Source organism: Alkalihalobacillus bogoriensis ATCC BAA-922 (assembly GCF_000621445.1).
In the GTDB taxonomy this organism is placed as follows: Bacteria; Bacillota; Bacilli; order Bacillales; family Bacillaceae_F; genus Bacillus_AO; species Bacillus_AO bogoriense.
This window is the reverse complement of sequence record NZ_JHYI01000033.1, coordinates 1-22,900: the sequence shown is the minus strand read 5'-3', so window position 1 is coordinate 22,900 and position 22,900 is coordinate 1. Positions and strand designations below refer to the sequence as shown.

The 22,900-nt window shown below is 38.1% G+C and carries 24 protein-coding genes, 1 tRNA gene and 1 rRNA gene; all 26 read left to right on the top strand.

What is annotated here, in order from left to right; genetic code table 11:
* Window positions 1-31 precede the first annotated feature (31 nt).
* On the top strand, window positions 32-343 hold the full coding sequence (gene yabP, locus T323_RS0112950) for a sporulation protein YabP (RefSeq protein ID WP_051556519.1): 312 nt from the start codon (window positions 32-34) through the stop codon (window positions 341-343).
* Window positions 340-936 (top strand): spore cortex biosynthesis protein YabQ, encoded by a 597-nt coding sequence (yabQ, locus tag T323_RS0112945; protein ID WP_026673671.1) that lies wholly within the window; start codon window positions 340-342, stop codon window positions 934-936. The genes yabP and yabQ overlap by 4 nt, the downstream gene beginning before the upstream one ends.
* 1 nt (window position 937) lies before the next feature.
* The gene (locus T323_RS0112940) at window positions 938-1,318 is read left to right on the top strand and encodes an FtsB family cell division protein (RefSeq protein WP_026673670.1); all 381 of its coding nucleotides are present in this window, start codon (window positions 938-940) and stop codon (window positions 1,316-1,318) included.
* Window positions 1,319-1,392: 74 nt separating this feature from the next.
* Window positions 1,393-1,848, top strand: a complete 456-nt coding sequence (locus T323_RS0112935; RefSeq protein WP_026673669.1) for a S1 domain-containing RNA-binding protein — start codon at window positions 1,393-1,395, stop codon at window positions 1,846-1,848.
* Window positions 1,849-1,980: 132 nt separating this feature from the next.
* Window positions 1,981-2,057: transfer RNA gene (locus tag T323_RS0112930), tRNA-Met, on the top strand.
* Between the two features lie 339 nt (window positions 2,058-2,396).
* Window positions 2,397-4,889 carry a stage II sporulation protein E gene (spoIIE, locus tag T323_RS0112925; protein WP_026673668.1) on the top strand — a complete coding sequence of 831 codons (2,493 nt, stop codon included), beginning with the start codon at window positions 2,397-2,399 and terminating at the stop codon, window positions 4,887-4,889.
* 78 nt (window positions 4,890-4,967) lie between these two features.
* Window positions 4,968-5,708, top strand: coding sequence for a VWA domain-containing protein (locus tag T323_RS0112920; protein ID WP_026673667.1), 741 nt, complete (start codon window positions 4,968-4,970; stop codon window positions 5,706-5,708).
* A complete protein-coding gene (gene prkT / locus T323_RS0112915) occupies window positions 5,674-6,642 on the top strand; it encodes a serine/threonine protein kinase PrkT (protein WP_026673666.1) in 969 nt (322 codons plus the stop codon). The genes T323_RS0112920 and prkT overlap by 35 nt, the downstream gene beginning before the upstream one ends.
* Before the next feature lie 20 nt (window positions 6,643-6,662).
* Complete coding sequence (locus T323_RS0112910; protein ID WP_026673665.1) at window positions 6,663-7,421, top strand: threonine/serine exporter family protein; 759 nt, start codon at window positions 6,663-6,665, stop codon at window positions 7,419-7,421.
* A gap of 13 nt (window positions 7,422-7,434) precedes the next feature.
* Complete coding sequence (locus tag T323_RS0112905) at window positions 7,435-7,881, top strand: threonine/serine exporter family protein (protein ID WP_026673664.1); 447 nt, start codon at window positions 7,435-7,437, stop codon at window positions 7,879-7,881.
* Window positions 7,865-9,247: a tRNA lysidine(34) synthetase TilS gene (tilS, locus tag T323_RS26670; RefSeq protein WP_035178623.1), complete on the top strand. Its 1,383-nt coding sequence runs from the start codon at window positions 7,865-7,867 to the stop codon at window positions 9,245-9,247. Before T323_RS0112905 ends, tilS begins: the two co-directional genes overlap by 17 nt.
* A 47-nt stretch (window positions 9,248-9,294) precedes the next feature.
* Window positions 9,295-9,834: a hypoxanthine phosphoribosyltransferase gene (hpt, locus tag T323_RS0112895; RefSeq protein ID WP_026673663.1), complete on the top strand. Its 540-nt coding sequence runs from the start codon at window positions 9,295-9,297 to the stop codon at window positions 9,832-9,834.
* A 69-nt stretch (window positions 9,835-9,903) separates the two neighbouring features.
* Window positions 9,904-11,937 carry an ATP-dependent zinc metalloprotease FtsH gene (gene ftsH / locus T323_RS0112890; protein ID WP_026673662.1) on the top strand — a complete coding sequence of 678 codons (2,034 nt, stop codon included), beginning with the start codon at window positions 9,904-9,906 and terminating at the stop codon, window positions 11,935-11,937.
* A 164-nt stretch (window positions 11,938-12,101) separates the two neighbouring features.
* Window positions 12,102-12,869, top strand: coding sequence for a type III pantothenate kinase (locus tag T323_RS0112885; protein ID WP_026673661.1), 768 nt, complete (start codon window positions 12,102-12,104; stop codon window positions 12,867-12,869).
* Between the two features lie 22 nt (window positions 12,870-12,891).
* Complete coding sequence (hslO, locus tag T323_RS0112880; RefSeq protein WP_026673660.1) at window positions 12,892-13,773, top strand: Hsp33 family molecular chaperone HslO; 882 nt, start codon at window positions 12,892-12,894, stop codon at window positions 13,771-13,773.
* Between the two features lie 111 nt (window positions 13,774-13,884).
* Complete coding sequence (gene cysK, locus T323_RS0112875) at window positions 13,885-14,808, top strand: cysteine synthase A (RefSeq protein ID WP_026673659.1); 924 nt, start codon at window positions 13,885-13,887, stop codon at window positions 14,806-14,808.
* A 150-nt stretch (window positions 14,809-14,958) separates the two neighbouring features.
* On the top strand, window positions 14,959-16,368 hold the full coding sequence (locus T323_RS0112870) for an anthranilate synthase component I family protein (RefSeq protein ID WP_026673658.1): 1,410 nt from the start codon (window positions 14,959-14,961) through the stop codon (window positions 16,366-16,368).
* 2 nt (window positions 16,369-16,370) lie between these two features.
* Complete coding sequence (gene pabA / locus T323_RS0112865; protein WP_026673657.1) at window positions 16,371-16,958, top strand: aminodeoxychorismate/anthranilate synthase component II; 588 nt, start codon at window positions 16,371-16,373, stop codon at window positions 16,956-16,958.
* Window positions 16,955-17,809, top strand: coding sequence for an aminodeoxychorismate lyase (gene pabC / locus T323_RS0112860; RefSeq protein WP_026673656.1), 855 nt, complete (start codon window positions 16,955-16,957; stop codon window positions 17,807-17,809). Before pabA ends, pabC begins: the two co-directional genes overlap by 4 nt.
* Window positions 17,806-18,627: a dihydropteroate synthase gene (gene folP / locus T323_RS0112855; protein WP_051556518.1), complete on the top strand. Its 822-nt coding sequence runs from the start codon at window positions 17,806-17,808 to the stop codon at window positions 18,625-18,627. The genes pabC and folP overlap by 4 nt, the downstream gene beginning before the upstream one ends.
* Before the next feature lies 1 nt (window position 18,628).
* Window positions 18,629-18,997 carry a dihydroneopterin aldolase gene (gene folB, locus T323_RS0112850; RefSeq protein WP_026673654.1) on the top strand — a complete coding sequence of 123 codons (369 nt, stop codon included), beginning with the start codon at window positions 18,629-18,631 and terminating at the stop codon, window positions 18,995-18,997.
* The gene (folK, locus tag T323_RS0112845; protein ID WP_026673653.1) at window positions 18,990-19,517 is read left to right on the top strand and encodes a 2-amino-4-hydroxy-6-hydroxymethyldihydropteridine diphosphokinase; all 528 of its coding nucleotides are present in this window, start codon (window positions 18,990-18,992) and stop codon (window positions 19,515-19,517) included. Before folB ends, folK begins: the two co-directional genes overlap by 8 nt.
* Entirely contained in the window at window positions 19,469-19,669 is a 201-nt protein-coding gene (locus T323_RS0112840) for a helix-turn-helix domain-containing protein (protein ID WP_026673652.1), read from the top strand. Before folK ends, T323_RS0112840 begins: the two co-directional genes overlap by 49 nt.
* A 32-nt stretch (window positions 19,670-19,701) precedes the next feature.
* Complete coding sequence (gene dusB / locus T323_RS0112835) at window positions 19,702-20,700, top strand: tRNA dihydrouridine synthase DusB (RefSeq protein WP_026673651.1); 999 nt, start codon at window positions 19,702-19,704, stop codon at window positions 20,698-20,700.
* Window positions 20,701-20,815: 115 nt separating this feature from the next.
* Window positions 20,816-22,318: a lysine--tRNA ligase gene (gene lysS / locus T323_RS0112830; protein WP_026673650.1), complete on the top strand. Its 1,503-nt coding sequence runs from the start codon at window positions 20,816-20,818 to the stop codon at window positions 22,316-22,318.
* A 345-nt stretch (window positions 22,319-22,663) separates the two neighbouring features.
* Window positions 22,664-22,900: ribosomal RNA gene (locus T323_RS0112825) — 16S ribosomal RNA — on the top strand; the annotation flags it as partial.

Genomic DNA, 22,900 nt, shown 5'->3' with positions numbered 1-22,900 from the left:
TGAGGTAAAAGCCTTCAAGGGGGAATCGAGTATGGATCATAATTATGACTTTGGAACACCAATGGGACATGGACGTGTAACAAAGGAACATGACATTACACTCAAAGGAAGAAAAAAGCTAGATATTACAGGTGTTAAACAAGTAGAAAGCTTTGATAATGAAGAGTTTTTATTAGAAACAGAAATGGGCTTTCTATCAATACGCGGACAAAACCTCCATATGAAAAACTTAAATGTTGAGCAAGGATTAGTTTCCATTGAGGGACGGATTTATGATCTTGTTTATTTAGACCAGTCTCAAGGGGAGAAATCCAAAGGGCTCTTTGGTAAGTTATTCAAGTGACACTTACAGTACAATTGAATACAATGCTATCAATGGTAGCAATGGGGATATGGATCGGTATGGCCATTGATACGTACAGCCGATTTATGAAGCAGAAACAGTCTTTTAGCTGGGTAACAGCCCTGAATGATTTTTTGTTTTGGACAATTCAGGGGCTGATTGTCTTCTATGTCCTCTTACAAATCAATCATGGAGAAGTTCGCTTTTATATTTTCATAGCATTACTTTGTGGATACGCAGCATACCGCGGGTTATTGGAAAAGCATTATCGCTCTTTACTTGAAAAAATCATTCATATGACAATTATGATTTATCGTTTTTTTCGTTCGCTGCTCTTTACACTAATTGTAAATCCGTTAAAATGGTTATTGAAAGTCTTGTTCACCTTATGTATGATGGTAATAACGTCCTTATTAACGATAATGTTGTTTTTCGGAAGAGTATTGTTGAAACCATTACAGTGGATCGGTCTCTTGATGTATAAAGGATTCAGAATACATCATGTCGTGGCAAAAGCAAGACAATCCGCCCTTTATAAGAAAGTGGTTTCAATCATTGCGCACATGAGGAAAGGAAAGAACAAGGAGGATTAGCATGATTTCGGAGCGGAAACGAAATATAAGAGAACTAGATTCTTCTTATAATCGCAAGTATGAAAAAAATAATGAAGAAGTAAAGCGAAAGAAACGAGGTCTAATCCGACGTCTTTCAGCTTTATTTATTATTGGTGCTGCTGTTGGTTCAGTAACTATTATGACAATTCATACACAAGCGAAGTCACTGAATGAAATAGAAGAGCAAAAGCAAGTATTAGAACAAGAGTTAAAACAGTTAGAAGCGGAGCAAGCTTTTTTAGAACAAGAAATTATTAATTATAACGACATGGAATATATAGCCGAAATTGCTCGCCGTGATTATTTCCTTTCAAAAGAAGGGGAGATTTTATTTAAATTGCCAAAAGCTTCATCTGATTGACACTGTTTTTTTGAATCGGGTATAATAAATTAAAATTAAATATATTTATTTTTTTAAGGAGGAGCAATTTTTTCATGTCAATCGAAGTAGGCAGCAAGTTGCAAGGTAAGGTAACAGGTATTACCCATTTTGGGGCATTTGTGGAGCTGCCAGGTGGTACAACTGGTCTTGTCCATATTAGTGAAGTCGCTGATAACTATGTTAAGGACATTAACGAGCATCTGAAAGTAGGAGATGAAGTTCTTGTTAAAGTTGTTAATGTTGAAAAAGATGGGAAGATAGGTTTGTCCATCCGGAAAGCTCAAGAACGCCCGAAAGAAACAACAACGGATCGTCCACCTCGTCCACCACGTGCCGGTGGGAAGTTCAACAATAGTGGATCTCGCGGACCACAAAGAAATCAACAACGCCCGTCATTGTCCTTTGAAGATAAAATGAGTCGTTTCTTAAAAGACAGTGAAGAGCGCCTATCTGTTTTAAAACGCAATACAGAATCTAAGCGTGGTGGTCGTGGCGCACGTCGTGGTTAGGCTTGCTGGCTCACTTTTTATAAGATAAAAAAGCAAAGACGAGTAAGAAATTCACACTTGTCTTTGTTTTTATTTTTTTATTTGACATCTGTGTTTAGATGTTATATATTATTAATTGTCGCAAAACAACATGGCGGTGTAGCTCAGCTGGCTAGAGCGTACGGTTCATACCCGTGAGGTCGGGGGTTCGATCCCCTCCGCCGCTACCAATACATAAGTGAATCAACTACATCTTCTAGGATGTAGTTTTTTTGTGTTTTCTAAAGGTTGTTTTGTTAATTCCTCAAACCGGTAATCACAACAAAGGTGCGAAAACAGTATTTCTAAAATATTCTATGAATAAACACAAAAATTCCTACAATGTTTTAGCTATTCACCCTTCTTTTTGCACAATTCCCTTCATATTATGTACAAGCATGGAAATCTGTCATTGATTCACACGAAAGGAGTCGAACACTTTTTTTCAGTCGACTTCTTATTTTGACAAAAAATGAAAGCATAATCTGTTTATAATGAAACCACGAAAAAAATCAGATGGGGTGTTATAGATGAAGGGTAAAGTAACAAAAGATGTAGTAGAGCCTATGCGAGACTGGCTTTATATGGATCGGTTCTTTTCTATTGTTACAGCGATGAGTGACAAGGCGAAGCACCGGTTAGACTGGTTATTATTTCAGTGGGGCCTTCTCTTATTTATTGTCGGCTTTTTGCTTGGACGAGCTATGATACTTTCTGAAATTACACCGTTTATACTGCCGTTTGTTGCAGTTGTATATGTTTTAAAGAAAGAAAAAGTAGGTATGGCAGCCTTAGCTGTGTTACTAGGTGCACTCACAAGTGTGATACATAATGGGTGGTTTGTGGTCTTATCGATTTTCTTTTTTCTTCTTATATATAAAGCAGCCTCTGCTTTTTTAGAGGAATCTACTAAAAGTCTCCCGTATCTTGTCTTTTTTGGCTCAATATCAGCACGATTATTTATTACGTATATCACAGTTGGTCATATAACGGGATACTCGTGGATGATGGCAACGGTAGAAGCAGGATTAAGTTTTATCTTGACGATGATTTTCCTTCAGTCTATACCATTGCTAACGAGTAAAAAAATACATCAACCTTTAAAAAATGAAGAGATGGTTTGTCTCATTATTTTGTTAGCTTCCGTTATGACCGGTACAATTGGCTGGATGATATATGATATGACAGTGGAACATATTTTAGCACGATATTTAGTTGTTTTATTTGCTTTTGTTGCAGGAGCAGCGATTGGATCTACAGTTGGGGTCGTTACAGGATTGATATTAAGTTTAGCAAGTGTCGCGAGTTTATATCAGATGAGCTTATTAGCTTTTGCAGGTTTACTTGGTGGGTTATTAAAAGAAGGAAAAAAAGTCGGTGTTAGCATTGGGCTCCTAATCGGAACTCTATTAATTGGACTTTATGGTGAAGGTGGCGGGCAGATTTCGGTAACGTTAGCGGAAACAATGGTAGCTATTTTACTTTTTGTTATTACGCCGAAATCTTGGACAACGAAGCTTGCTCGCTTTATTCCAGGGACAGTCGAGCATTCAAAAGAACAACAACAATATTTACGTAAAATACGAGATATTACAGCAGGTAGAGTAGAACAGTTTTCTCATCTGTTCCATACTTTATCAGATAGCTTTTCTGCAAATGGTATTCATGTGGAACCTGATGAAAAAGATAAAGAAGTAGATTATTTCCTGAGCAATGTAACTGAAAAGACTTGTCAAACGTGCTTTAAAAAGGAAAGGTGCTGGGTACAAAACTTTCAAAAAACATATGACTCAATGCAAAATTTAATGGTTGATGCAGAAAAGTCAGGTGGTGTCCAAAATCCATCGCTTTTACTAGAGTGGAAAAAGTATTGTGTCAAACATGACAAAGTAGTTACAGCAATACAACAGGAGATTGGACAATTTCAAGCCCACAAAAAATTGAGAAAACAAGTGTTGGAAAGTAGAAAATTAGTAGCTGACCAATTACTTGGTGTTTCACGTGTGATGGGGGATTTTGCGAAAGAAATTCAAAAAGAAAAAGAAGCGCATTATATGCAAGAAGAGCAAATGTTAGATGCGTTACGCGGTGTCGGACTTGAAGTGGGGCATATTGATATTTATCGATTAGAAGAAGGAAATATAGAAATTGAAATGAGTATAGCTCAAGGTCACCACGGACAAGCTGAAAAGATCATTGCACCGATGTTATCTGATATTTTACGAGAGACGATTATTGTGAAAAGTGAAGATAACCAATTTTATCCAAACGGGTATAGCCATGTATCCTTTGGTTCAGCTAAAAAATATGTTGTGGATGTAGGAGTGGCGAATGTTGCAAAAGGTGGAGGTTGGATATCTGGAGATAGCTACTCTACGATTGAACTTGGTTCTGGTAAACATGCTGTAGCGATAAGTGATGGTATGGGAAATGGAGAAAGAGCACATTTAGAGAGCAATGAAACATTACAGTTGCTGCAAAAAATACTCCAATCCGGAATAGAGGAAACAGTCGCAATAAAATCTGTCAATTCAGTGCTTTCGCTTCGGACAACGGACGAAATTTTTTCAACGTTAGATTTAGCAATGATAGACTTACAAGATGCCAGTGCGAAGTTTTTAAAAATAGGTTCTATTCCTAGCTTTATCAAGCGTGGTTCATCTGTATTAAAAATAGAAGCTAGCAATTTACCAATGGGGATGATTCAAGAATTTGATGTCGATGTCGTCAGTGAGCAATTAAAGCCGGGAGATTTACTCATTATGATTAGCGATGGCATTTTTGATGCACCGAAACATGTGGAAAATAAGGAGTTATGGATGAAGCGAATCATTTCTGAAATTGATACAGAAAATCCGCAAGAAGTTGCTGATACGATATTAGAACGGGTCATTCGTTCAAGTTCGAATGTTATCGGAGATGATATGACAATTGTTGTGACAAAGCTGAAACGAAATACACCAAAGTGGGCAGCGATTCCAATGTATAAATCGACAAAAATAGTAAAAAAGAAAGCTCAATAAATATTAATAGTTACGTATAAACCCTATTCAAATGGTGAATCATGGTAACATTCAGACATTTTGGAGGGGATTAGTAGTATGGGAAAAGGAACGTTAAAGCAAATTCTCTTATTAACGGATGGTTGTTCGAATCAAGGTGAGGATCCAGTTGCCATTGCTTCATTAGCGAAAGAGCAAGGGATTACTGTAAATGTTATCGGTGTAGTCGATGATAGTCATATGAGCGAACAAGGAATAAAGGAAGTTGAAGAAATTGCACTAGCGGGTGGTGGTGTTAGTCAAGTCGTCTATGCAAAACAATTAGCAAAAACCGTACAAATGGTTACAAGAAAAGCGATGACCCAAACATTGTATGGTGTTGTTAATAAAGAATTACAACAAATATTAGGCAAAGAACAAGATATGGAAGATTTAGCTCCCGAAAAACGCGGACAAGTAATGGAAGTTGTTGATGAGTTAGGTGAGACGATTGATTTAGAAGTTCTTATCTTAGTGGATACGAGTGCAAGTATGAAAAATAAATTACCGATGGTTCAAGAAGCATTAACGGATTTATCGATAAGTTTAACTTCTCGTATGGGAGATAATCGGTTTGCTCTTTATAGCTTTCCGGGCAAACGAAAAGAAATTGACCGTTTATTAGATTGGACACCAAAACTAGATTCATTAACGGGGATGTTTCATAAGCTTTCATCAGGAGGGATTACACCAACTGGCCCTGCTTTACAAGTGGCGTTGCACAAGTTTGAGAAAAATAGCTCAAGAAGGAGTATGATTTCTCGTGATGATGAACAACTCTATGAAGAGTCAGGCATGTAAACTAGCAAATGGAACAAAGTTTGTTGGAAAATGGCATCGGAAGCCTTATAAAATTATTAAACCGTTAGGATCAGGTGCAACAGGTACTGTGTACTTAGCCCATTGTGCTGATGGCGAAGTCGCATTAAAAATTGGTGTAAACAATATGGCAATTACATCTGAGGTAAACGTGCTGAAGCATTTTTCAAAGGTCCAAGGCCAAGTACTTGGGCCTTCTTTGTTAGATGTTGATGATTATGTCACACAAGAAGGGGTCCTCCCCTTTTATGCGATGGAATATTTGAATGGTGAAGGTATACTTCCGTTCATTCAAAAACGAGGAGAAGAGTGGCTCGGTATTTTTATCGTTCAACTGTTAGGTGACTTAGATCGACTCCACCGAGCGGGTTGGGTGTTTGGAGATTTAAAGCCCGACAACCTTCTTATTGTTGGTCCACCTTCTCGGATTCGGTGGATGGATGTAGGTGGAACGACATTGCTTGGTCGTTCTGTTAAGGAATATACCGAATTTTATGACCGGGGATATTGGGGGCTTGGAACCCGAAAAGCAGAGCCAAGCTATGATCTATTTGCAGTCGCAATGATTATGATAAACTGTTTTTATCCAAAAAGGTTTGACAAAAAAGGGGAAAAACCGCTACAACAATTAAAAGCTGCTATTGATGGGAAGGCGCAGCTTCAACCGTACCGAATGGTTATTATGAAAGCTTTACAAGGGAAATATGAAAATGCTCAAGATATGAGAAAAGAGGTAGTGGACATAGTCAGTAATAAAACAACATACAAACATAAACCACAACCCGAAACAAGAAAAACATATAAGAAAAAAGTGAAGCAGAAAAAAGAAAAATCCTCTTTTTTTGTTGAAATCTTTCTCATTATCTCTTTCCTTCTTTTAGCATATATCCTATACTTATTTGGACAATTAATGTAGCTGTTTATGGGGGGATGCTTATGACAAAAGCAGACCGAATTATGGATATTTGTTTACTCGCAGGAGAAACGATGCTCATTTACGGAGCGGAAACGTATCGAGTAGAAGAAACGATAGAAAGAATGGCAAAAGCCGGTGGTGTTGCTAATGTCCATAGTTTTGTAACGACAACAGGAATCTTTCTTTCCTTTGATGATGAAGGGAAAGGTGACATGATGCAGATGGTCCGAATTGATGACAGAATTTATGATTTAAATAAAGTGTCATTAGTGAACCAAGTTTCAAGGGAATATGTTTCATCGGAAATAGATGAGCAAAAAGCTTATGAAAAATTACTAGAAATTGCAAAAGCACCAATGAACTATCCGCCTTGGCTTATTCACATTGCTTCTGGTATGGCTGGTGCGGGTTTCTCTTATTTGTTTGGTGGAGGCATTCGCGACATGCTTCCGGCGTTTTTGGCGGGTTTTATTGTAAGTTTAGCGTTATTTACCTTTCAGGACTATTTAAAAGTGAAATTTTTTGCAGAATTTATTGCGGCTTTTATCGGAGGAGCAACAGCAATTTTTCTTGTTTATATTGGCTTGGGGATAAATCTTGACCAAATTATTATTGGAACGTTAATGCCACTAGTTCCAGGGGTGCCTTTAACAAATGCAGTCCGAGATTTAATGTCTGGAGACTATGTTGCTGGTGTAAGTCGAGGGGCTGAAGCAATGCTAACCGCTTTATCGATTGCAACGGGAATCGCACTTGCCATTGGGTTGTTTTTAGCGTAAGGGGGGAGTTAGCATGTGGTTAGAAATTATAATGTGTTATATTGCAACATTTTCATTTGGTATTCTTTTTAATGTGCCTACCCGAGCGCTTTACTTTGGAGCGTTACTTGGATGCTTATCGTGGGTGTTGTTTCAATTTCTCCCTAGCTTTGGTGTAACGTTAATTTTAGCTACAGCTATAGCTTCGTTAACAAGTGCAAGTTTATCGCATATTTTAGCGAAACGTTTTCGTATTCCTGTTACAATGTTTAGTATTCCTGCTATAATTCCACTCGTTCCGGGAAGTAAAGCTTATTTTACAATGAGGGCATTTGTCGAAAGAGATTATGTGTTAGGATTAGAGCTTGGAATTGACACGATGTTTCAAGCTGGTGCGATTGCTGCCGGATTAGTATTTGCCTTGTCCATTTTTTCTTTTAGGAAAGGAGGAATTGGACAACGATATGAACCAAGTCGTTAGTAAGAACATTCATACCTATATGAAACAAGATGACATTGTTGTTGTCGGTGTTTCTGGTGGACCTGATTCGTTAGCCCTTCTTCATTATTTATGGAAGTATGAAAAGCAATTCAAGATAATATGCGCCCATGTTGACCATCAATTACGAGGGGAAACTTCATTTGAAGACTATAAATTTGTAGAGCGTTTTTGCCAACAACGGGGAATTATATTTGAAGGCTCACGTATAGATGTAAAAACGTACAAAGAAGAACAAGGGGTTAGTACGCAAGTGGCAGCTAGACATTGTCGGTATCAATTTTTTGAAATGGTCATGGCTAAACATAATGCAACATATTTGGCATTGGGTCATCACGGAGATGACCAAATCGAAACGATCGTAATGAACCAAGTAAGAGGAACCGTTGGTGTGGGGTTAGCAGGAATCCCAGTTACCCGTGAATTTGGAATGGGTAAAATCATTCGTCCTTTTTTAGGAATAACAAAAGCCGAAATAGAGCAATATTGTAAAGAAGAGAATCTTCTACCAAGAACAGATGAGAGTAATACGTCACTCCTTTATACGAGAAATCGCTTTAGAAAAGTTATTCTTCCTTTCTTTAAAGATGAAAATCCTAATGTTCATACCCATTTTCAAAAACAAAGTGAATGGATCCAAGAAGACGAAATGTTTCTTGAAAAACTAACGACGGAAGCTTTAAAGGAAGCAATCATTGAAAAAAAGCCTGAATATATTAAAATCGATGTGATGAAAGTAAGGGAAATGGCAATCCCTTTACAAAGGAGAGGGATTCATCTAATATTAAAATATCTTTACGGGAAAATTCATCCATCTATTAAAATGATACATATTGAACAAATCATTGATGTGTTACATGCTACCCATCCTTCAGGGCAAGTTTCACTTCCAAATGGAATGAAAGCCATTCGTTCGTATAACCATTGTTCATTTACATATGTTACAAATCATGAGAAAAGGACAATAGGAAGAACATGGACGATTCCTGGGAGCATAACATTGGATTCAGGCGTATTAACGGGTCAACGCATACCATCTTCTGAAGTAAGTGGAGAAAATGGGAAAAATGTATTGATTGTCGATGCAAATGCAATATCCCTCCCCCTCTATGTAAGAACAAGGCAGGAGGGAGATAAAATTGCTCCAATGGGAATGACAGGTTCAAAGAAAATTAGTCGCATCTTTATTGACAATAAAGTAGATACTGAAAAAAGAGACAATTGGCCAATTGTGACAGATGCAGATGGAGATATCATTTGGGTTCCTTGTTTTGTTAAATCAAGAAAGGGTATGATAGATGAAGCATCAACATCATGTCTTGTTCTAACCTTTAAAGCTTATCATTGATGGGAGTCTATTTATAGCGATACATACGGGAGGCATTTTATTCAATTATGAGAGAAGATATTCAAGAAGTGTTAATTTCGGAAGAGGAAATACAAATAAAAGTACAAGAGTTAGGGAAACAGCTAACAGAGGAGTACCGAGATAAAAACCCTCTGGTGATTGGTGTGTTAAAAGGAGCTATGCTCTTTATGGCTGATTTAACAAAACGAATCGACACCTATATTGAAATGGACTTTATGGATGTTTCAAGCTATGGTTCGGGCGTTGTTTCAACAGGAGAAGTTAAGATTATTAAAGATTTAGACACATCTGTAGAAGGCCGAGATGTGTTAATCGTAGAAGACATCATAGATAGCGGACTAACATTGAGTTATTTGGTTAAACTATTTCATTATCGAAAAGCAAAATCAGTAAAAGTTGTCACACTATTAGACAAACCTGAGGGAAGAAAAGTCGATTTAACGCCAGATTTAGCGGGTTTTATCGTTCCTGATGCCTTTGTTGTCGGGTATGGACTAGATTATGCTGAGCGATATCGAAACCTCCCGTATATTGGGATACTAAAGCCTGAGATTTACGGGGCGTAATTATTGTGAACGTGCTACCATTTATGATACTATAAGTTAAGTTTGAACGTACGTGGGAGGAGGTCAGGAATGAATCGAATATTTCGCAACACAATATTCTATTTATTAATTTTTTTAGTCATAGTAGGAATAGTAAGTTTCTTTAGTGTAGACCAAACACAAACAGAGCCATTAACGACAGACCAGTTTTTTGAACGTTTAGAAGCAAACCAGGTGGAATCGTTTACAGTTAAACCTGAACGCCAAGTATATGTAGTCCGTGGCCAACTTGTGAACGCTGAGGAAGGTGCTTTTTTCGAAGCAAATCTTCCTAGAACAGAACAAGTATTTGACATTATACTAGCGGCAGAAGGACCAACTGGTGAGTCTCTATGGGATACAGAACCTGCCGATGAAACAAGCGGTTGGGTTACGTTCTTTACGGGAATTATTCCGTTTATCATTATCTTTATTTTGTTTTTCTTCTTATTAAGCCAAGCTCAAGGCGGCGGTAGCCGTGTCATGAACTTTGGAAAAAGTAAAGCGAAGATGGTTCAAGATGATAAGAAAAAAGCAAAATTCAAAGATGTCGCTGGTGCTGATGAGGAAAAGCAAGAGTTGGTCGAAGTCGTAGAATTTTTAAAAGATCCACGGAAGTTTTCCGCGATTGGAGCAAGGATACCAAAAGGGGTTTTACTAGTTGGACCTCCTGGTACGGGTAAAACATTATTAGCTCGTGCCGTTGCTGGTGAAGCGGGAGTACCATTTTTCTCTATAAGTGGTTCTGACTTCGTTGAAATGTTTGTAGGGGTCGGTGCGTCTCGTGTCCGTGACTTATTTGAGAATGCAAAGAAAAATGCCCCTTGTATTATTTTTATCGATGAAATTGATGCTGTTGGTCGTCAACGTGGCGCAGGTCTCGGTGGAGGACATGATGAGCGTGAACAAACATTAAACCAATTGCTCGTTGAGATGGATGGTTTTAGTGCAAATGAAGGTATCATAATTATTGCAGCGACAAACCGTGCAGACATTCTTGACCCAGCCTTGTTACGTCCAGGCCGTTTTGATAGACAAATTATGGTTGGGCGTCCAGACGTTATTGGACGTGAAGCGGTTTTACATGTTCATGCGAAAAACAAGCCTCTTGGTGATGATGTGAATTTAAAAACAATCGCCACACGTACCCCTGGGTTTTCTGGCGCAGATTTAGAAAATTTATTAAATGAGGCAGCACTTATTGCGGCAAGGCAAAACAAGAAAAAAATTAATATGATTCATATTGAAGAGGCAATTGACAGAGTGATTGCTGGTCCAGCGAAAAAGAGCCGTGTCATTTCTGAAAAGGAAAAGAAAATTGTGGCATGGCACGAAGCCGGGCATACTGTTGTTGGTGTGAAATTAGAAAACGCAGATATGGTTCATAAAGTTACAATCGTTCCGAGAGGTCAAGCTGGTGGATATGCGGTTATGCTTCCGAAAGAGGATCGTTATTTCATGACTAAACCAGAGCTCTTAGATAAGATTGTTGGCTTACTTGGTGGTCGAGTTGCTGAGGAGATTACGTTCCAAGAAGCGAGTACGGGAGCTCATAATGACTTCCAACGAGCAACAGGAATTGCTCGCAAAATGGTAACAGAATATGGAATGAGCGAAAAACTCGGTCCAATGCAGTTCGTGTCTGGAAGTGGCGGCCAAGTATTTTTAGGTCGTGATATTCAAAACGAACAAAACTACAGTGATCAAATTGCATATGAAATTGATTTAGAAGTTCAAAAAATAATAAAAGATTGTTATGATCGTTGTAAACAAATTCTTACTGAAAACCGGGAAAGTCTTGATTTAATTGCTAAAACCTTAATGGACCTTGAAACATTAGATGCAGAGCAAATTAAGTCTTTAATTAATGAAGGAAAGTTACCAGAAAATCACCATACAAACCTTGTTCATACAGATGATCAAAAAGATGAGGATGTTAAAGTAACGATTTCTTCAAAAAAAGAAGATGAAAAAGACGAATCTAATGTCATTTCTAGTCATGTCTATGATAAAAAAGAAGAGCAGCAAGACACAACAGAAAAGACAAACACGGAAACAGAAGAAGACAAAGACAGTAAAAAGTAAAAACAGAGGATGTCCAAACGTCTTGATGACTGTAGGGCATCCTTTTTATTATTGGTTGAGCGCAACAATATAGTTGTAAAACGAAAACAATGAAGAGGTCAAATTGGAAGAAATCCGTAAAAACAGATATAATCTTGTTGAGACTAATGATAATGGGTGATGAAATGATTTTTGTTGTCGATGTTGGAAACACGAATATCGTATTAGGTGTATATGAAGATAACGCGTTAAAATACCATTGGCGAATTGCAACCAGTAAACAAAAAACAGAAGATGAGTACGGCATGGTAATAAAAAACTTATTTGACCATGAAGGGGTTCTATTTTCTGATATTGATGGAATTATTATTTCTTCTGTTGTCCCTCCAATTATGTTTGCTTTAGAGCAAATGTGTAAAAAATATTTTAAGCAAGAACCAATTATAATCGGACCTGGAATTAAAACAGGATTAAATATAAAATATGAAAATCCACGAGAAGTGGGAGCTGACCGAATTGTTAATGCGGTTGCGGCGATTCATGAATATGGTGGCCCTCTTGTCATTGTTGATTTCGGAACCGCAACGACGTATTGTTATGTTAATGAAGAAAAACAATATATGGGTGGAGCGATTGCCCCAGGAATTGGCATCTCTACAGAAGCGCTCTATACAAGGGCGTCTAAATTACCGCGGATTGAAATTACCAAACCTCCACACGTAATTGGGAAAAATACTGTCCATGCGATGCAAGCAGGAATTTTTTATGGCTATGTTGGACAAGTTGATGAAATTGTACGACGAATGAAAGAACAGTCTAAAGTCGAACCTAAAGTCATTGCTACTGGAGGATTAGCTACACTTATTGCGGAGGAATCCCGCACAATTGATATTGTTGACCCGTTATTAACATTAAATGGACTGCATTTAATATATTGGAAAAACAAAGCATAAGTGTAGAAAGGAAGAGGATATAATGGGAGATTATTTAGTAAAAGCGCTAGGTTTTGATAATAAAGTAAGAGCATATGCGGTCCGCACGACAGAGATGGTCAATGAGGCCGTAAGACGACAAAAAACATGGCCGACAGCGTCTGCTGCTTTAGGTAGGGCGATGACAGCAAGTACGATGATGGCTGCGATGTTAAAAGGAGACGATAAGCTAACTGTAAAAATTGAAGGTGGCGGACCAATTGGCGCCATTATTGTTGATAGTAATGCGTATGGAGAAACAAGAGGATACGTATCAAATCCGAATGTGCATTTTGAATTGAATGCACAAGGGAAATTAGATGTGGCGAAAGCTGTCGGGAATACTGGGTACTTATCCGTTGTAAAGGATTTAGGAATGAAAGAGCATTTTACCGGAAGTGTTCCAATCGTTTCAGGCGAGTTAGGAGAAGACTTTACGTATTATTTTGCTTCTTCTGAACAAACCCCATCGTCTGTTGGTGTTGGAGTACTAGTCAATCCAGATGAGTCGATTTTAGCTTCGGGTGGATTTATTATTCAGATGTTACCTGGGGCAGACGATGAGGTTATTGACTTGATTGAAAAACGGTTATCTCAGCTACCACCAATATCTAAGCTTATTGAAGCAGGGATGCCACCTGAGGAAATGATTGCGGCTTTACTTGGTGATGATAATGTTAAAATATTAGATAAATCGAATGTTGTTTTTTCCTGTCAATGTTCAAAAGAAAGGATAGCCAATGCCTTAATCAGTCTTGGTAAACAAGAACTTGATGACATGATTGAACAAGATGGTGGTGCCGAAACACGATGTCATTTTTGCAATGAAGTTTATACGTTTTCGATCGAAGATTTACGGGCATTACAAGAAGAAGCCACACAATAACAATCGATCCATCATTTAGAAACTTTTTTATTGACGAGAGAAACGCGGTCTGTTACTATAATCTTAACAAAACCAATGAATTTACTTGGTATTAAAGGAGGACGTATTAATATGAGAGTAGCAAATTCAATTACTGACCTCATTGGCCAAACACCATTAGTAAAATTAAACCGTCTCGTTCCAGACGATTCTGCAGATGTATATTTAAAATTAGAATTTTTTAATCCAGGAAGTAGTGTAAAAGATCGTATTGGTTTAGCGATGATCGAAGCTGCTGAAAAAAAAGGAGATTTAAAACCTGGTGATACGATTGTTGAGCCTACAAGTGGAAATACAGGAATCGGTCTTGCGATGGTTGCTGCTGCAAAAGGGTATAAAGCAAAACTTGTTATGCCAGAAACAATGAGTATGGAGCGTCGTAATTTATTACGTGCATACGGAGCAGAGCTAGTATTAACACCTGGGCCAGAAGGAATGGGTGGAGCAATCCGTAAAGCAACAGAGCTAGCAAAAGAAAATGGATATTTCATGCCTCAGCAATTTGAAAATGAAGCCAATCCTGCTATTCATCGTGAAACAACAGGAAAAGAACTACTTGAACAAGTAGAAGGACAAATTGATGGATTTGTATCCGGTATTGGTACAGGTGGAACCATTACTGGTGCTGGTGGATTTTTAAAAGAGCATTTTCCTAACTTGAAAATTTATGCAGTTGAGCCAGCTGACTCCCCAGTATTATCAGGTGGAAAGCCAGGTCCGCATAAAATTCAAGGCATTGGAGCGGGATTCGTTCCTAGTATTTTAAATACAGAAGTGTATGACGCAGTAATTAAAGTATCAAATGAAGAAGCTTTTGATTATGCTCGTCGTGCCGCTCGTGAAGAAGGGATTTTAGGTGGAATTTCTTCAGGAGCAGCGATTTCCGCTGCTCTTCAAGCAGCAAAAGAATTAGGAAAAGGGAAAAAAGTAGTGGCTGTTATCCCGAGTAATGGTGAGCGCTACTTAAGTACTCCTTTATACCAGTTTGAAGATTAATTATGAGTAAATTAAGCAGATTCTCTTCGTAACAAGAGGGTCTGCTTTTTTTCATCGGATGTTTGTTGTAAAATAACAGTAATAAAGAGTGGGAGAGTGAGATTTTTGCTACAACAACAGGATACGACCCATGCAGTCAAACGGCATAAGATGACGACGACGATTGCCATACCGAGAGAGCAATGGTTTCGTGCCTATCAATATTTAGGGAAAGAAGAATCCCACCATGTCTTGTTAGAAAGTGGACGAGGAGGACAGTTTTCAATTATAGGGTTACGCCCTTTTGCCATTGTAAAAGGAAAGGACAAGCAGTTTTCAGTAACGATAAAGGAAAAAACAACCGTAGAAGAAGGCACTCCTTTTACCTTATTACAAGAGTGGATGGACCGTTATTCCACACCTTTAATCGAGGATGGCCCACCGTTTCAAGGTGGTGCGATAGGGTATATAAGCTATGATATGGTTCGTCACTTTGAAAAACTAGATAATAGAACAGCGGATGATTTACAAACGTATGATTTTTATTTCCTTGTATTTGATGATGTATTCGTTTATGAACCGGAAAAAGAAATATTGACAATGATCACCCATTACACAGAAGGTAGCCATCTAGAAGCAAAGACTCGTCTTGAACGGTATAAAAAACAGTGGGAAGCAAAGTATCCTAACATCATTTGGGAACGAAAAGAGACGCCTACTAAGCAAAGAAGTGCAGGGGCATCTTTTACCGAAGAGGAATTCACGAATGCTGTTTCGAAAATACAAGAATACATTGCGCAAGGCGATGTCTTTCAAGTGAATTTATCGGTACGGCAAGAGAGCCCCCTTGTAACGGATCCCTTTCATATTTATGAAAAGCTACGAGAGTTAAATCCATCTCCTTATATGGCCTATCTTCATAGTGATGAGTTTCAAATTGTAAGTGGTTCACCAGAGCTTTTAGTGAAAAAGAAAGGCAACGACATTAGTACAAGGCCAATAGCAGGAACACGATCCCGTGGGATGAATGAGGATGAAGATGAAAGATTAGCAAAAACATTAATTGAAAATGAGAAAGAACGAGCAGAGCATATTATGCTAGTCGATCTAGAGCGAAATGACCTCGGTCGTGTCTGTGCCTATGGAACAGTTGAAGTCGATGAACTAATGGTCATTGAAAAATATTCACACGTGATGCATATTGTTTCCAATGTAAGAGGGACTTTAGCGGAGGGGAAGAGTGGATACGAAGTCATTGAAGCGACGTTTCCTGGTGGTACGATAACGGGTGCTCCTAAAGTAAGGACAATGGAAATAATAGAAGAGCTTGAACCTGTACGTCGGGGAATTTATACTGGATCTATCGGATGGATTGGATTTAATGGAGATTTAGAATTAAACATTGTCATCCGTACCCTTCTTGCTAAAGACGGTATCGCGTATGTGCAAGCCGGTGCAGGCATTGTTATCGATTCCGATCCAAAAGCGGAATATAAAGAATCCTTAAAGAAAGCAAGAGCGTTATGGAAAGCGAAAGAGATGAGTGAAGAAGAAACTGTAGATGAGCTGAGGAGGAAATAATAATGATTTTAATGATTGATAACTATGATTCGTTTACGTACAACTTAGTCCAATATTTAGGGGAAATGGGTCATGAACTAGTAGTTAAACGAAATGACCAAATTACAATAGCGGAAATCGAACAACTTAACCCAGACTATATTATGATTTCTCCTGGACCATGTAGTCCAAATGAAGCTGGAATCAGTTTGGAGACGATTGAGTATTTTGCTGGTAAAATCCCGATTTTTGGTGTTTGCTTAGGACACCAATCAATTGCTCAAGTATTCGGAGGAGATGTTGTACGTGCTGAAAAACTAATGCACGGAAAAACATCAAAAATGACTCATGATGGTAAAACGATTTTTGCCGGGATTTCATCGCCGTTTACAGCTACAAGATATCATTCATTAATTGTCAAACGTGAAACGTTGCCGGATTGCTTTGAAATTTCTGCAGAGACAAAAGAAGGAGAAATCATGGCTATTCGTCATAAGACATTGCCTGTGGAAGGGGTCCAGTTCCATCCTGAATCAATTATGACTGAAGACGGAAAGAAACTTCTTCTTAATTTTTTGGAAACACATAGTAAGGAGCGTAACCGGACGTGAAGGTTTATTTAAACGGAAACATTGTCGACGGGGCTTCTGCTCAAATTTCAATTTTTGATCATGGGTTTATGTACGGATTGGGCGTATTTGAAACTTTTCGAATCTATGAAGGTCATCCATTTTTATTGGATGACCATTTTCAACGTTTGCAAAAGAGTCTGGTCCAGTTAGGAATCGAGTGGAGATATGAGAAGAAAAAGATATGTGCGATACTAGAAGCACTTCTATATGCAAATGACCTACAAGAAGCATATGTGAGATGGAATGTATCAGCAGGTGTTGGACCATTAGGATTGCATACAGGCGATTATGAGGAACCGACAACGATTGTTTATATGAAACCTATTCCATCCTATATGCCAGCAGAAAAACAAGCGGTACTTTTACAAACGAGACGAAACAGTCCAGAAGGTAAACAACGATTAAAGTCTCACCATTACATGAACAATATATTAGGGAAACGAGAATTAGGGCAAAATATTGGAGATGAAGGCATTTTTTTAACAAAGGAAGGCTATATCGCAGAAGGAATAGTATCTAATGTGTTTTGGGTGAAGAATGATATATTATATACCCCATCATTAGAAACAGGAATATTAGATGGCATCACTCGACAATTTGTATTTACCTTAGCAAAGAAAGAAAAGATTAATGTCGTTGAAGGTTGTTTTTTCGAAGATGCACTGTTAGAAGCAGATGAAATGTTTATTACAAATTCGATTCAAGAGATTGTAAAAATTACAAAGTACAAGGAGAAATCATTTTCTTTTAATGATGGAATAACAGAAAAACTCCAAAAGCAATTTAATGATTGGAAAACAAAGCTATGGAGTAAAGGAGAGTTAGGATGAGCATACAGACGAATGAAATTATTGCCACAAGTTTCACAAACCGTACGTATATCATGGGGATTTTAAACACAACTCCAGACTCGTTTTCAGATGGGGGAAAATACAATACGATTGAGCAAGCGATCATTCATGCAAAACAAATGATATCAAATGGAGCTGACATTATTGATGTTGGTGGGGAATCGACTCGACCGGGTGCAGAGAAAGTAGATGTAAAAGAAGAGTTAGATCGTGTGATTCCGATAATAAAAGAGCTAGCGAAAGAAATCGATGTGCCGATTTCAATTGATACATATAAAGCCGAAGTGGCAAGGCAAGCACTGGAAGTGGGCGCCTCTATTATTAATGATGTTTGGGGAGCAAAAGCTGATCCTAATATGGCGTTTGTAGCTGCAGACTTTCAAGCACCGATCGTGTTAATGCATAACCGTGATAATCAACAATATACCGATTTAATGGAAGATATGAAAGCTGATTTACAAGAAAGTATTGATTTATGTAAACGAGCAGGAGTAAAGGATGAACAAATTATATTAGACCCTGGAATTGGCTTTGCCAAGTCTTATGAACAAAATCTTGAGGCTATGCGGAGGCTTGATGAGTTAACTTCTTTTGGCTATCCGGTCCTTTTAGGTACATCGAGAAAATCATTTATCGCAAAAACACTCGATGTACCAGTAAATGAACGAGTGGAAGGAACGGGAGCAACCGTATGCTTAGGAATTGCAAAAGGGTGTACGATTGTGCGCGTGCATGATGTGTTACAGATGAAAAGAATGGCTACAATGATGGATGCAATGCTTGGGAGGAAGGGATGACATGGATAAAATCCATATTGAACGAATGAAGTTTTATGGCTATCATGGAGTGTTACCTGAGGAAAATACATTAGGTCAGCGTTATATTGTTACTGTCCAGTTAGAACTTGATTTACAAAAAGCAGGTCAAAGTGACGACTTAAAGGAAACGGTTAATTATGCTGATGTATATAAAGCGACTCAGGCGATTGTTGAGGGTAAACCATATCAATTAGTGGAAACGCTAGCTGAAAAAATTGCAGATAGTTTGTTATCTACATTTGAAAAAGTACAGCAATGTACAATAAAAGTTATCAAGCCGGACCCACCAATTGCGGGTCATTATGAATCAGTAGCTGTAGAAATTACAAGGAGTCGGTCTTTTGGATAATATCGTTTATATTGGATTAGGTTCAAATGTAGGAGACCGTGAAAGCCACCTTCACTTTGGTGTCTCGGCACTAGAACGCGATCCAAATTGTAAAGTAGTTGAAACATCTTCCATTTACGAAACAGTGCCTGTAGGTTATATTAATCAAGGTCCATTTTTAAATATGATTGTCGTTATACAAACAATGTATAAAGCAGATGAAGTATTATCTTTATTACAAAGAATTGAAAAACAAGCAAAGAGAAGTCGAGAGATTCGTTGGGGACCTCGAACGTTAGATCTTGACATTTTACTCTATAATCAAGAAAATATTAAGATGGATGTTCTGCAAGTTCCCCATCCACGAATGGCTGAACGAGCTTTTGTAATAGTACCTTTACATGAAGTGAACCCCAACTTATATTTGTCAAATAAAGAACAAACGGTTGAGCAAATATATGGTTTTTTACCAGATAAAGAAGGTGTAAAGATATGGAGAAGGAGAAATGGGGAAGAAAAATCCGTGCTTTTCGAAAGTTAAAAGGTTATACACAAGAAAGCTTTGCAAAAGCACTAGGTGTGTCGATTTCATTACTAGGTGAAATTGAAAGAGGATCCCGTGTTCCGAGTGAAGAGTTTATTGAAAAAGTGGTCACATTGTTAAAGATTGAGAAAGACGATTTATTATCATAAAGGAAAAATAAAAAAGAAATGGAGGTGTAACAATGTTTAAAATTGGAGATGTGCAATTAAAAAATCGAGTGGTATTAGCGCCGATGGCAGGTGTATGTAACCCTGCATTCCGGTTAATTGCAAAAGAGTTTGGTGCGGGTCTCGTTTGTGCTGAGATGGTTAGTGATAAAGCGATATTATATAAAAATGAGAAATCATTAAATATGCTTTATGTTGATGAGCGTGAAAAACCATTAAGTTTGCAAATATTTGGTGGTGAAAAAGAAACGCTTGTGGCAGCAGCGATGTTTGTAGATCAAAATACTAATGCAGATATTATTGATATTAATATGGGCTGTCCTGTACCGAAAATTACAAAATGTGATGCCGGTGCAAAATGGTTACTTGACCCAAATAAAATTTATGATATGGTTTCTGCTGTCGTCGAAGCTGTAGAGAAACCAGTGACGGTTAAAATGAGAATGGGCTGGGACTCAGATCATATTTATGCGGTTCAAAATGCTCAAGCTGTTGAACGAGCAGGAGGTAAAGCTGTTGCGCTACATGGAAGAACGCGAGTCCAAATGTATGAAGGTACAGCAAATTGGGATATCATTAAAGAAGTAAAACAATCTGTTTCGATTCCGGTTATTGGCAATGGAGATGTTAAGTCACCTGAAGATGCTAAAAGAATGTTAGATACAACAGGTGTTGATGGTGTCATGATTGGTCGTGCTGCATTAGGAAACCCATGGATGCTTTATCGAACGGTACACTATTTAAGTAAAGGCGAGCTGCTTCCTGATCCGGGTCCGCGTGAAAAAATAGATGTTTGTATGATTCATTTAGACCGTCTCATTGCTCTAAAAGGAGAGTTTGTGGCTGTTCGTGAAATGAGAAAACATGCAGCATGGTATTTAAAAGGAATCCGTGGCAATGCTAGTGTAAGAGATAAAGTGAACTATTTTGAAACACGTGATGATGTAGCAAAAGCCTTATATGAATTTGTTGATGAAGTAGAAGCTAAACAACAAGAAGTTGCAATTGTGTAATTAAAGGGCTACGAAGAATGCTACTGCCAGTCACAACAACTGGCAGTTTTTCTACATATAGATGGATGTATTATAGATTATGGACCAAACAAAAATATGATTGAGGAGTGGTGAAATGAGTCAAGAAGTGGAAGTGTCGGATTTGTTAGGGGTGCGTAGAGAGAAATTAAAGCAGATGCAAGACCGTGGAATTGACCCTTTCGGTGGTAAGTTTGAACGAACTCATACTGCAAAAGAAATGAATGTGCAATTTGGTGATCAATCAAAAGAACAGTTGGATGAAAATGAAAACCATGTGACGTTAGCAGGAAGAGTGATGACTAAGCGTGGAAAAGGAAAAGCGGGTTTTGCGCATATTCAAGATTTAACGGGCCAAATTCAAATTTATGTTCGAAAAGACGCAGTTGGCGATGAGGCGTATGATATCTTTGATACGATCGATATTGGCGATATTGTCGGAGTATCTGGTGTTGCTTTCAAAACAAAAGTAGGAGAATTATCAATTAAAGTTAAGACTTTTACTTTATTGTCTAAATCATTGCGTCCTTTGCCGGACAAGTTTCATGGATTGAAAGATATTGAACAGCGTTATCGCCAACGTTATGTAGATTTAATTGTAAATCCAGAAGTGAGAGACACGTTTGTCGTCCGAAGTAAAATCCTTCAATCGATGAGAAGATATTTAGATAGTCGAGGGTACTTGGAAGTTGAAACACCGACAATGCACTCGATTGCTGGTGGTGCATCAGCACGTCCTTTTATTACTCATCACAATGCTCTTGATATGAAGTTATATATGAGAATTGCCATTGAACTTCATTTAAAAAGACTTATTGTTGGTGGTTTAGAAAAAGTGTATGAAATCGGAAGGGTTTTTCGTAATGAAGGAGTTTCAACAAGGCATAATCCAGAGTTTACAATGATTGAACTATATGAAGCTTATGCAGATTATCAAGATATTATGAGTTTAACAGAACAATTAATCGCTCATATTGCACAAGAAGTCTTAGGAACTACAAAAGTCACGTACGGCGACTATGAAGTGGATTTACAACCTGAGTGGAAACGTCTCCACATGGTCGATGCAATTAAAGAATATGCGGGTGTAGATTTCTGGCAAGAAATGAGTGACGAGGAAGCGAGAAAAATTGCAAAAGAGCATAAAGTTCCTGTGAAAGAGACAATGACATATGGTCATGTTGTAAATGAGTTTTTTGAACACTTTGTTGAAGAAAAATTAATCCAACCAACATTTATATACGGGCATCCTACTGCTATTTCTCCTTTAGCAAAGAAAAATCCAAAAGATGAGCGTTTTACGGACCGCTTTGAATTGTTTATTGTCGGCCGTGAACATGCGAATGCTTTTACAGAGTTAAACGACCCAATCGACCAAAGAGGACGATTTGAAGATCAATTAAAAGAACGTGAGCAAGGCGATGATGAAGCTCATATGATGGATGAGGACTTCATTGAAGCACTTGAGTATGGAATGCCACCAACTGGGGGACTAGGTATAGGGATTGACCGGCTCGTTATGTTATTAACAAATTCACCATCTATTCGTGACGTATTGTTGTTTCCGCAAATGAGACATCGAGAAACAACGGAAGAATAAAGAACGAAAACAATCTCTTCCTTATGGGAAGAGATTGTTTTCACATGGAAATACAGGAGAAAGATACCTCTAGTTTTATTTAAAATAGTGTGTATAATAAAGGTTACTGCTTACGAGCAAATCATTGTTTTACTGTTTTATCCATGAGATATAAGCAGTCAAAAAAAACATCGCAAAAACAGTTGACATATAAAAATGTTTTTGTTATGATATTCAAGTCGCTGTTAGACACATGGTGTCTGACACCGCAAATAGCTCTTTGAAAACTGAACAAGAAAAAGCCAAGCGAATTAAAGAGATAGTAATATCTCGTCAATGAATTATTTTTGAGCTATATCAAACACTTTTATGGAGAGTTTGATCCTGGCTCAGGACGAACGCTGGCGGCGTGCCTAATACATGCAAGTCGAGCGGACTGATGGGAGCTTGCTCCCTGATGTTAGCGGCGGACGGGTGAGTAACACGTGGGCAACCTGCCCTGTAGACTGGGATAACATCGAGAAATCGGTGCTAATACCGGATAATAGATGGAATTGCATAATTCCATTTTAAAAGATGGCTTCGGCTATCACTACAGGATGG